General features: G+C 57.4%; 9 protein-coding genes and 1 pseudogene. 7 read left to right on the plus strand and 3 right to left on the minus strand.

The window, feature by feature from the left end; all coding sequences use genetic code 11:
• Positions 1–11: 11 nt before the first annotated feature.
• Together OOZ51_RS19740 and OOZ51_RS19745 are read left to right on the plus strand one after the other, a co-directional pair.
• On the plus strand, positions 12–854 hold the full coding sequence (locus tag OOZ51_RS19740) for a PRD domain-containing protein (RefSeq protein WP_265981481.1): 843 nt from the start codon (positions 12–14) through the stop codon (positions 852–854).
• A 69-nt stretch (positions 855–923) separates the two neighbouring features.
• The gene (locus OOZ51_RS19745) at positions 924–1,052 is read left to right on the plus strand and encodes a hypothetical protein (protein WP_265981482.1); all 129 of its coding nucleotides are present in this window, start codon (positions 924–926) and stop codon (positions 1,050–1,052) included.
• An 86-nt stretch (positions 1,053–1,138) separates the two neighbouring features.
• Here the strand turns inward: OOZ51_RS19745 and OOZ51_RS19750 are convergent, their stop codons facing one another.
• A complete protein-coding gene (locus OOZ51_RS19750; protein WP_265981484.1) occupies positions 1,139–1,552 on the minus strand; it encodes a RidA family protein in 414 nt (137 codons plus the stop codon).
• Positions 1,553–1,675: 123 nt separating this feature from the next.
• Between OOZ51_RS19750 and OOZ51_RS19755 the strand changes: the two genes are divergently transcribed.
• The 4 genes and pseudogenes from OOZ51_RS19755 to OOZ51_RS19770 all read left to right on the plus strand — a co-directional run.
• Positions 1,676–2,893 carry an acyl-CoA dehydrogenase family protein gene (locus OOZ51_RS19755; RefSeq protein ID WP_265981486.1) on the plus strand — a complete coding sequence of 406 codons (1,218 nt, stop codon included), beginning with the start codon at positions 1,676–1,678 and terminating at the stop codon, positions 2,891–2,893.
• A gap of 114 nt (positions 2,894–3,007) precedes the next feature.
• The gene (locus OOZ51_RS19760) at positions 3,008–3,394 is read left to right on the plus strand and encodes a RidA family protein (protein WP_265981487.1); all 387 of its coding nucleotides are present in this window, start codon (positions 3,008–3,010) and stop codon (positions 3,392–3,394) included.
• Positions 3,395–3,707: 313 nt separating this feature from the next.
• Entirely contained in the window at positions 3,708–4,412 is a 705-nt protein-coding gene (locus OOZ51_RS19765) for an SDR family NAD(P)-dependent oxidoreductase (protein ID WP_265981488.1), read from the plus strand.
• 1,356 nt (positions 4,413–5,768) lie between these two features.
• Positions 5,769–6,042 (plus strand): annotated as a pseudogene (locus OOZ51_RS19770) (IS3 family transposase); the annotation flags it as partial.
• A gap of 659 nt (positions 6,043–6,701) precedes the next feature.
• Here the strand turns inward: OOZ51_RS19770 and OOZ51_RS19775 are convergent.
• Entirely contained in the window at positions 6,702–7,232 is a 531-nt protein-coding gene (locus OOZ51_RS19775) for a flavin reductase family protein (protein ID WP_265981490.1), read from the minus strand.
• A 40-nt stretch (positions 7,233–7,272) separates the two neighbouring features.
• A complete protein-coding gene (locus OOZ51_RS19780) occupies positions 7,273–8,562 on the minus strand; it encodes an acyl-CoA dehydrogenase family protein (RefSeq protein ID WP_265981491.1) in 1,290 nt (429 codons plus the stop codon).
• 137 nt (positions 8,563–8,699) lie between these two features.
• Here OOZ51_RS19780 and OOZ51_RS19785 point away from each other — a divergent pair, with 137 nt between their 5' ends.
• Positions 8,700–9,440, plus strand: a complete 741-nt coding sequence (locus OOZ51_RS19785) for a helix-turn-helix domain-containing protein (RefSeq protein ID WP_265981493.1) — start codon at positions 8,700–8,702, stop codon at positions 9,438–9,440.
• Positions 9,441–10,064: the final 624 nt, after the last annotated feature.

Below are 10,064 nucleotides of genomic sequence, written 5' to 3' on the forward strand. Positions count from 1 at the left end.
GTTACAACGACGTGGAAATCCTGCGCGTCTTCAACAACAACGTAGTTCTTTCGCGGGATCCGAGCGGCAGGGAAGTGATCCTCACCGGCCGTGGCTTGGGTTTTCAAGCAAGACCCGGACAGATGGTCGATCCGTCAAAGGTGTTGCGCACCTTCATTCCTGAAGATGGCAGAGACCCTGACAACCTTGGGGCCATGGTTGCGGCCATCCCTCCCGAGCACCTCCTTCTCACCGAGCAGGCTCTGGAAGCCGGGCGGTCCGAGATGCACATACCAGGAAGCACTGTGCTTTCGGTCGCATTGGCAGATCATCTTAGTTTTGCCATCAAGAGGCGCCGGATGGGCCTGGATTTCGACTACCCTCTCCGAGTCGAAGTGTCGCACCTTTACCCGGCAGAGCTAAAGGCTGCCCAATGCATCCTTCAGTTTGTGAACTCGCATCTGGACATTGTGCTCCATGACGACGAAGCCGTGGCGATCGCCCTGCACCTGGTCAACGCGGGCTTCGCCACTGGAGACCTGTCGTACACCTACCAAATGACCGGAGTTTTCGCCCAGCTCTTCGAAGTCATGGAACAAGCCTACGGGCGACCCGTTGACCGCAACACGGTCAACGCCGCCCGCTTCATCACCCATTTGCGGTACTTCTTTGTCCGCGCCAATTCCGGCAAACAGCTCGAAGAAGGCGCAGGCAAGCTGCGTGCCGTCGTCATGGACTCCTACCCGAAGGCCTATGCCACGGCGCTTAAGCTCCAAGCCGTGCTCGAACTCAGGCTCGGCGAACCCCTGACCGGGGACGAAGTTACTTACCTGACCCTCCACCTAGCGCGCATGGTCGACGAAGACCGAGCCTGACTTTCCCTGGTGCCCGGCCCCTTCCGTGGGTTCCGTGCGCCCAAAGCTCTTATTTTGAAAGGCTCACCAATGACCACCTTGACCCGTCGCACCGCCCTTTCCGCCGCAATGGGGCTCGGCGCCGTCGCCGCCGGAGCACTGGCCGGTACCCCTGCGGCGTCAGCCGGTCCGACGATTACAGAAGCAAGTTCCGAATGACCATAGACGGAGTGGCCAAGAATCTGGCGCATAACATTCCTCGATACAAACTGGCCACTATCTGAACGACTGCCGGAATGGGACCGCTAAACCTGACGGTGCTTCGCGGCAAGTATGGAAGCGGCTTGTGGTTCAACTGTTGCAATCGCGTCAATCTCCAACACGGCGTTGTTGTAGAGAGAATGAACACCCACGACCGTACTGGCGGGTAAATTCTTTGTATCAATGACGGCGTCACGTACGCGCCGGTACGTCTGCAACTTCTCTTCATCGAGATGCTTAATGAAGACGTTGACACGAACAAGGCTAGAAAATGTTGTCCCTCCTCGATGCAACGCCTCCTCCAGCGCTCCAAAAGTAAGCCGCATGGAACGCTCCATGTCCTCCGGATCGGGAACGTATACCCCGGACACATACAGAAGATTTGACTGTAGGTCGAGGACGCTATCCGAAATTCCTGGTACAACCGGGGCCGGGACGCGAACGAGGCGACTGGACATGTTGAGACTCCTGTTAAGTATTAGTGGACACCGTGCAGTCACAATGTTAGCCTGAAGCTCCTTCTACTGGCCCGACTTGAACAGCCGACGGAAACGTCGGAGTTTTTCCCGGAGGGGATTCTTATGACGATTCAGAGCACCACACCTCTTTCAGCTGGCATTGAGAGGCCAACTTTCGACGAGGAACTCGTCGCCCGGGCCACAAAGCTGATTCCGCTGATCCGCGAACACTCAACTGAGGGGTCTGCCAACGGACAGATCTCTCCCGTAGTCATTGATGCCCTAGAGGCTGAGGGCCTGTTGAACCTGCTTGTTCCCCGCCGCCTCGGCGGGCAGGAAGCTTCCATGCGCACCGTCGTTGAAGTCCTGGCGGAGATTAGCCGCGGAGATGGTTCGACGGGCTGGGTAGCCTCGCTGCTTAACGCCGGAACGTGGTTCGGAACAACCTTCACCGAGCAGGCCCAAAATGACCTGTTTGCCGGATCTCCGAACACCAGGATCTCAGCAATCTTCACGCCTGGAAGCACTATGAAACGAGTCGAGGGCGGATACGTTGTCAGCGGTCGATGGCCCTACTCTTCAGGTGCTTTCGCCGCAAACTGGGCCGCTCTGGGCATTGCATTGGACGTGCCCGAAGGCGAAGACCCTCGTGCCATCGCTCTTTTCTCGCGCGATCAGTACACGATCGAAGAGAGCTGGTATGTAACTGGCATGAAGGGCACTGCCTCCAACACAGTTGTTATGAACGAACAGTTCGTACCTGATCACCGGGTGCAGAGCTTTGCGGGCATGCGCGACGCTCAGTATCTGACCCCGTATGCAGACCGAGAGCGCAATTCCCGCATGACGTTCATCGCCGTTGCAGCGCTCGTGCTGATCTCGCCTCAATTGGGTCTGGCACGCCATGCGCTGGAGCTCACTCTCCAGAAACTGCCCGAAAAGCCCGTTGCGTACACGCGTTATACCGCAGCCAAGAACTCTCCCGTGCATCAGCTCGGTGTCGCCCAAGCGGCCACCAAGATCCGGCTCGCTGAACTTCTTGCAGGCAATGCGGCCGACTTGATCGATCAGTTCGCTTACGAAGGACATCTCCAGGATATTGAGACCCGCGCCCAAATCCGCAATGACATCGGATTTATCGCAGATTTCGCGAAAGAAGCAATCGATGCATTGCTGACAGCTAATGGAGCCGGCTCTTTTGCCGAGCCAAATGTTTTGTCACGCATTTGGCGTGATTCCGAGATTGGCGCCCGTCACGCATACGTGACCGCCGAAGTCGGTAAGGAACTTTACGGACGCGTGCTCCTCGGAGCAGACGATCCGATCACCATGGACGTTTAGTCTCATTTCTATAGCCACGGCAGAGGCCTAACCCCCGACTGTAGAACTCGCCCAAAAAGCCAAGCAGGGCTAGCCAAACAGTCCAATGTACTTAACATTAAAGGAGCAACAACTATGTCCAATGAACGCTTCACACGAATCCCGGCGCCAGTGGTTCCCGGGATTGCCGACAGCGTTAAAGTTAGCGCCGGCGACCTTCTGTTCGTTTCAGGTGCTGTAGGGTTTGAAGAGGACGGCTCGGTGCCCGAAGACTTCGCCCGTGCCGTGGAACTCACCCTGCGGGAACTTGAACGTGCTCTGGTTGCTGGCGGGGCAAGCTTCTCGTCACTTGCCCGCATCAACATCTACATCACAGGTCTCGACAAGGAAAAGCTGCGGATTTACCGTGAGGTGCGAGATCAGATCATGGACACGGACGCTCCGCCTGCCAGCTCACTGATCGGCGTGGATGCGCTGTTCAACAACTCAACCATCGAAATCGATGCCATCGCTGCAGTGTAAATAGGTTTTTGACCGGAAGAGGGTGCGGAATTCATCCGCCCCCCTTTCGCGAAATCCATGGTGTTGGTCTGATCAACACACTTCTTACCGGCTTGTGCGCGTGGCTAATACTTCTCCTTGTGTCCTCTCGCTGAATACAGATACGACCTTGGTCCTCAAGATAATGCTGCCTGTTCGTTAGGCGCTGCTCAAGAACTAAGCATCCCTGATGGTATTGGTTCTACGGAATGGAAGACATTGAGGATAACTGCATCAGCCACCAAGACATGCTCTGAAATTAATAAACTATCAACCACTTCGAAGGAGAATTACAGTGGCTGCACGGAAAATCTTGGTTGTCGGAGGTTCGAGCGGAATCGGATTGGAGCTTGCGAAGGACCTGACTGCATCAGGCGATCAAGTGGTGGTGACGAGCCGCTCGCTTGAATCCGCAGACCAGGTGGCCTCCACGCTCGGCAGTAACGCTCAGGGCGTAGCACTGGACGTTTCAGAACCTGAAGGCATCGAAGAACAGCTCAAGAGCGTGGGTAAGCTAGATGGCGTTGTCCTCGGAGCCATTGAGCGAGACGCCAACACAGTCCGCGATTTTGATATTGCCCGGGCAAGGCGCTTGGTGACCCTGAAGCTGATCGGGTACACGGAGACCGTACATACACTCTTGGATCGTCTCCAACCAAGTGTTTCGACGGGGATTGTTCTGTTTGGAGGCCGGGCCAAGGACGCACCTTATCCAGGCTCCACAACCGTTTCGACCATCAACGGCGGCGTCGATGGTCTTATGAACACCCTGGCTCTGGAGCTGGCCCCTATCCGAGTAAATTCGCTCCATCCGGGAATCATTGGCGACAGCCCCTTCTGGGCCTCAAAGGAGGCAGCGCTTGAGGGATACAAGTCCCGCACCCCCGGCGGTGAACTCGCAACCATGGAGGACATAGTCTCTGCGACTAAATTCCTGCTCTTCAATAAGGGCATTTCTGCTCACAGTCTGAATGTTGACCGGGGCTGGCGGATCAGCTAATTGAGGCTGCCGCCGCCTAGCGTACTTGAGTAGAGCAAAGGCGCTCGGGAACATGCCGAAGGCCGCCGCCCAAATAGCGACCTCTCTATGGGCACCAGCATGACTTGCAGGATGGTAGACAGGGCTGTAGCTCAAAAAGAGCTGCAGCCCTGTTCCGCCCGCTGAGCGGTCACCAAGTGGTCGTATTTTGACTCTGCCTGCCGTTCCCGAACCAGGCGTCACGACTTGGTATACCGGAAGAGGCCTTTTATCTTTGCTTGGCCTTCACCACGGCTGGAGGCGCCAGGCGTTCAGCACCACGAACCGTGCCATCGCTTTAATCGGCTTGTTGGCGTTCCCTCGTGCCGCAGGCTCTTGCTGTCCAGCGCTTGTAATGGCCTGACCAAAAGGACGGGATGCAGTTTCGGACCCAAAGAGTCATGACACAGATGCCCAGACCGGAAACCCATCCCAGACCGGGGACACTCACCGGTCTGCTCCCTGTTTTCCGGATTTCCTGCCCGGGGAGGTCACGGAACCGGGCAGGTTGTTACAGCTGTTGTGTCTGGGCCGCCGTCACTGCTGCCTCGATGCATTGGTCCACAAGGAGCCTGTTGATTCACGGCTGCTCGTTGTTATGCCCGTGGCGGTTAATTGAGGCAGTGTGAGGACACGGCGTGAGATGGTCGGGATGCCGACGGCCTCCCGACGTGGAGTAAAGCTGACGTTTACGCAACCGCTGCAAACCTGGAGGCCTTCGTGTCCCACGCTCAGGCGTTGTTAACCCGAAAGCACGTTTGCAGCACGCCCGGTTCGTCGTTGACGGCAATTGGACGATCACCGACGCCTCAAACGTTCTCATGACTTCCTGGCCAACTACGAGGGGTTAGTCCACTCGATGCCTTCAATGTGGGTCTGACGGGATGAGTCCACAGTTTGCCTCCCTCGCCCCAGCCTAACGGCACACCGCGGAACCTGGTCAAGCGCGTCGTAACTTTGTGTTGGCGCAGGCGGCTACGATCGAGTGCTACTCCGACCGTGTGCTACTCCGGTGGCTGGCTTCTACAGTGCACGCGGTTTTGGCCGTTGCCGGATCAATCGGTGGCGCTTGCCGCCCTGAACCAGGCTAAGCATCGGTGGCCTGTGCCATCGAGTATGTCCCGCTTCGCTTACGCAGAAAATCCACTAAACGAGAAAGACGGCCCAACGCCGTCCTCCAACCAGCCGTTGGATGGACCACCACCAAGCAGTCCCCAGCATCAAGGGATCCGCATGGGTCCCCTGGCGGTGACGGGGTTGTCGGGCTTAAGCAAGCAAGGGTATTACAGTGGAAGGACAGCTCCGTGACGGAACGTGACTGGGTCGAAGCGCATCTAGTCGCGCCGCTTCGTCGAAACTCCGACGCTACGGGCTGACCGGTTCGATGGGCAGCGTCGATGGGTGCGCTTACCACGCCGCGATTAAATCCTTCTCTGTGCTGCAGAAGAACGCGCTCGACCGTCAGCGGTGGCTGACGAGGCGGGAGCTCCGGCTGGCCAATCGCACCCTGGATTGAGCGGACCTGCCATCACCCGGGAAGGCAACGACGGCTGGGCAAACTCCCACCGATATCGAACATGAAGCAAACAACCGGATCGCGCTCACAGCGGCCTATGACCCCGAGGCAACAAAAGAGGCTGCAGTCCCGCTCACCCAGAGCTGGAGGGAAGGCGCCGAGAAGGATTCGCGCCAGTAGCGGCCAATGATCTCGGCGCCAGAACGCGAGCCATCTGCTGGACGTCGTAGCCTCAGGAGCGCGTTGAGGCCAGACAGATTACAAAGCTAAGTTTCAGTTATCGTCTCGCAGAGCGCCGATGAGAGAATTTACTCAGGAAACGCACGGGGCCGTCAGGGGCGCCGCCATGGATTCCTAACGCGGGTGACGTGGCATCCCGACTCCGAGAACGTTGATGGAACAACGGCTACTCGCGTCTTCGTATGATGCTCTAGCCTATGTGTGCGTTGTTATCAAGCACTCCAACAACAAGCCGGCACCGGTGGACGACTCTGGTGCCGCTTCGCAATGAGACTGCTCGGTGGTACGGCAGGCCACGTAGTTTGGAATTGGCCGGTGACGAGAACGCGCAAAGTGCTACCCGTAACAACTCGTCTCTTGTGGTGTCCGATGCCCGCAGCATCCGCCAGAATATCGAGAGAACCTTGTCTGATGAGCCAGGATGGTTCCCGTATGCCTCTGGCTAACCGAACTACGGACGACATTGGAATGTTGGCCTGCCAGCGAGTCAGCGGGCCAGCATGCACTTTGCTGGCCTAGAGAATGGCCGAGTGGTCACCCAGCGCGAACCAACGACGGTTGTGATAGACCAAAGGCGACGCATCTGCCTTCTCAGCTGCTTCCCGTGGCTTCGCTTGGATGGCCTCAACGATGATAAGAGTTGATCCACTCACATCCACGCGGTTCACTACTCGGCCCCTTAGCCAGGAGTTGGCCTGGGGGTAGTAGGGCTCACCGGTTGGCAACCTGTCCCATTCAATTCCCTCCCCGAAGCGATCTACGCCACTCGTAGCACCAAGTTTGGCGAGCTCAACCTGATCCGATGCGAGCAGATGGACTACGACAGTCTCGGCGCTACAGATGGTTTGTGTGCTGGAGGAGAGGGCGGAAGCGGAGAAAACCAGGGAAGGGGGGTTGATACCGACGGAGGCAAGAGAGCTAACCGTCATTGCCACGGGCCCGTTTCCTGCATCCGCGGTGACGATTCCCACGCCGGCTGGATGGTGCCGAAACGCGAATTTGAAGTCTTCAGCCGATACAGTTTGGTCTGCGTATGTTGTGGTCATGATTATTTCCTTTCTGGACGACCTTGAAGTGTTCACTTACTTAGACGATCGGCAGGACGCGGCGGGCTTCGTCCTGCCGACCGAAGATGACCTTTCCAAACGCCTCATATCCACTTACGGCGAGCGTATGGCCGTGGCGGGCTGCCGTTGCCTGGTCACGCCACATGCGCTGGAGTAGAGATGATTCGGCGAAGCCTGCCGACCCGTGAGCAGTCAGCAGCTGATCCATGGTGGCGGTAATGGTTTCAACAATCCAACCCGCCTTGGCACGCATCTCTATCCTTTCTCCGTAAGGCGCGTAGTACCCCCTACCCGCCCCTTCGTAAATCTCATTGGCGACCTGTCCAGCGACCACCTCAGCGGCATTCAATTGCATGGACGCTCGTGCGATCGCCAGCTGGAAAGACACAGCTTCCGCTTGCTTCTCGTAACCCGTGTAGGCAATTGCTTTGGAATCGGCCTTGTCGACGACGTAGTCCAAGGCTGCGCGAGCCATTCCCAGATGGGGCCCGATGAGTTTCATGAAAAGAGAGGGCACAAACACTGTCTGGTAGGTCTGCTCGGAGTTATGACCCAAGTAGCCGCCCTCAACCGCTGCCGTGAGCGGGAAGATGCGATGTTCTGGGACGAATACATCACTGGCAATTTGTGTGACACTGCCACTGGACTTCATGCCAGCAACGAACCAGTTGTCTTCAGAGGTAAGGTCTTCTGACGGAATCAACGCCAGCCCAGCGTCAATGGCTCTTCCGTCCTCGTCGGTAAGGGGTATGCCCAATAGAGACCAATGGGCATGCAGGCTGCCAGTTCCGTAGCCCCATCGACCGCTTACCTTGAATCCACCCGCAACTGGCTCTGCTTCCGAGGAGGTAGCCAGCACAATAGACACGAAGCTGTTCACTCCAGCTTCGCCGCCCCATACGTCTTCCTGGGCGCGGGTGTCCATAAGGCTCAGGACCCATGCCCCAGAATCGAGAATGCCGGCGACCCACCCCGCACCCCCGTCACCGCGGGCAATGGCTCGAGCAACTTTGTGGCACTCAAGAGTGTTTGCTGCAAGTCCACCGAATTTGGGGGGAGCCGAAATGCTGAAGGCCCCAGTTGCAGCAAGGGCATGAAACACGTCGTCAGCTATCCGCCGGCGTTCATCTCCCTCCTGGCCTTTCTCAATGAGCATTGGCCGCAGCGCATCGATTTGCTCGACTATCTCTGTGATTTCAGGACGAATGCCTGGCTTGGACATAAGGAGAGCTCCTGCCATGAACTGATGGAACATCGCATCGTGGTGTTCATCACAAGATAACAACAACCCACCCGCGGTGTCAATCAATACTGAACGCTACTAAACACTGCTGTTCATCTTAGGTAAGCAAGGTGTGGAGTGTTCGCCTATTTTCCGCGCCACGGGTCGATAAATCCAAATGAACACTGCACTTACATTGAGCTGCAGTGAACAATCGGTGGGGTATGCTGGGAACCCAGACTGAACAGCGCTGGAATGGACGCGTTGGTGCTTCCTTTTACAACGGCAGCGAGGGCGGCGTGGCAAGAGAACTAGGTGAGGGCATTAGAGCGCAGCGTGAACGCATGGGCTTGAGTCTGCGCGCGGTTGCATCTACCGTGGGGATCTCCGCAAGCATGCTCTCTCAAGTCGAAACAGGCAAGCTCCACCCCTCCGTTGCCACGCTTTACCAGATCGCATCCCATCTTGGGATTTCCGTGGATCTATTGATGGGCGTCGACGGCAGCGCCGCACGATTGGAGCCGGACCAGAACACGGCGCGTGTTGCGGTGATGCGCGCCGCAGAGGGACCCACCATTGAGCGTGCCAGCGGAGTGACGTGGCAGCCTTTGGCTGGCCAGCCGGCTTGGAGTGTGCAGACGACTCTCGTCACTTACGCGGCGAGAGGAGCGTCCACAGTCGATAAAAAAATGACCCGTCACAATGGCATCGAGTCGGGATATCTTCTCGCGGGGGAGTTGACACTGCTCCTGGGTTTTGAGCGCACCCTCCTTCGCCCGGGCGATTCCTTCTGTTTTGACGCTACTGAGCCACACCTCTTTGTCAATGAGTCGGCAACTGACGCAAAAGGCATATGGTTTGTCACGGGAGGAGAGGACTCGGCAGGAAACGCCAGCCAGGGACCCAGTTTCGGCTCTCTATTGCCAGATGCGGATCCGATGAGAGTCCTCCGCAACGGAATTTAGGATCCAAAGGTCTGCGGACACGGCTTGAGGCGTACCGATTTCGCCGGTGGATGGGAGGACCCAAATTCCGACGATTCCGCTTTATGGGGTTCCTGGAAGGCCCGGAGAACGCTGAGAGCATGTACTTCAACAGCCGTTGGGGAGATCTCACCTCGATGGGGCCAGACCCGCAGTCAGTCACCGCATTGCGGCTTACCGGCTACTCGGCAGTCTACCGAGTTCACCTGCCCTCATCCATTTTGTAAAGTCGGCTCAAATCCCGGACACCATGTCACGCTTACAGCGTCCAGGCAGCAAGCCTCTGCGGCTCGATGCGGTGTCCGGCACCCCCGAGAGCCGTGCACTGCCTCCAGGCTCAGATGCTCCCAGCAGCGCTTTGACCATCTGGCGGCTATTCCGACGAGGTCCGTCCTGTTGCGCCGTCCATGAAACAGATGCCCTGTCTTATCAGTTACCGGCGCTTAGACAATCGATGAGGCTTCGTCTGCTCCTCTGCCGTGTGTTTTCATGGCCTGAGCCTTTGGTTGGGTCCCCGGATAGGAGTCCGGTGTTTGTGTGAGTTTCGTGTCCGAGAATGGACGCAGGAGGAAATTCACGAATCATGGCACGCAGACACACCCCCGA

The organism is Arthrobacter rhizophilus (assembly GCF_026241105.1).
Taxonomy (GTDB): domain Bacteria; phylum Actinomycetota; class Actinomycetes; order Actinomycetales; family Micrococcaceae; genus Arthrobacter.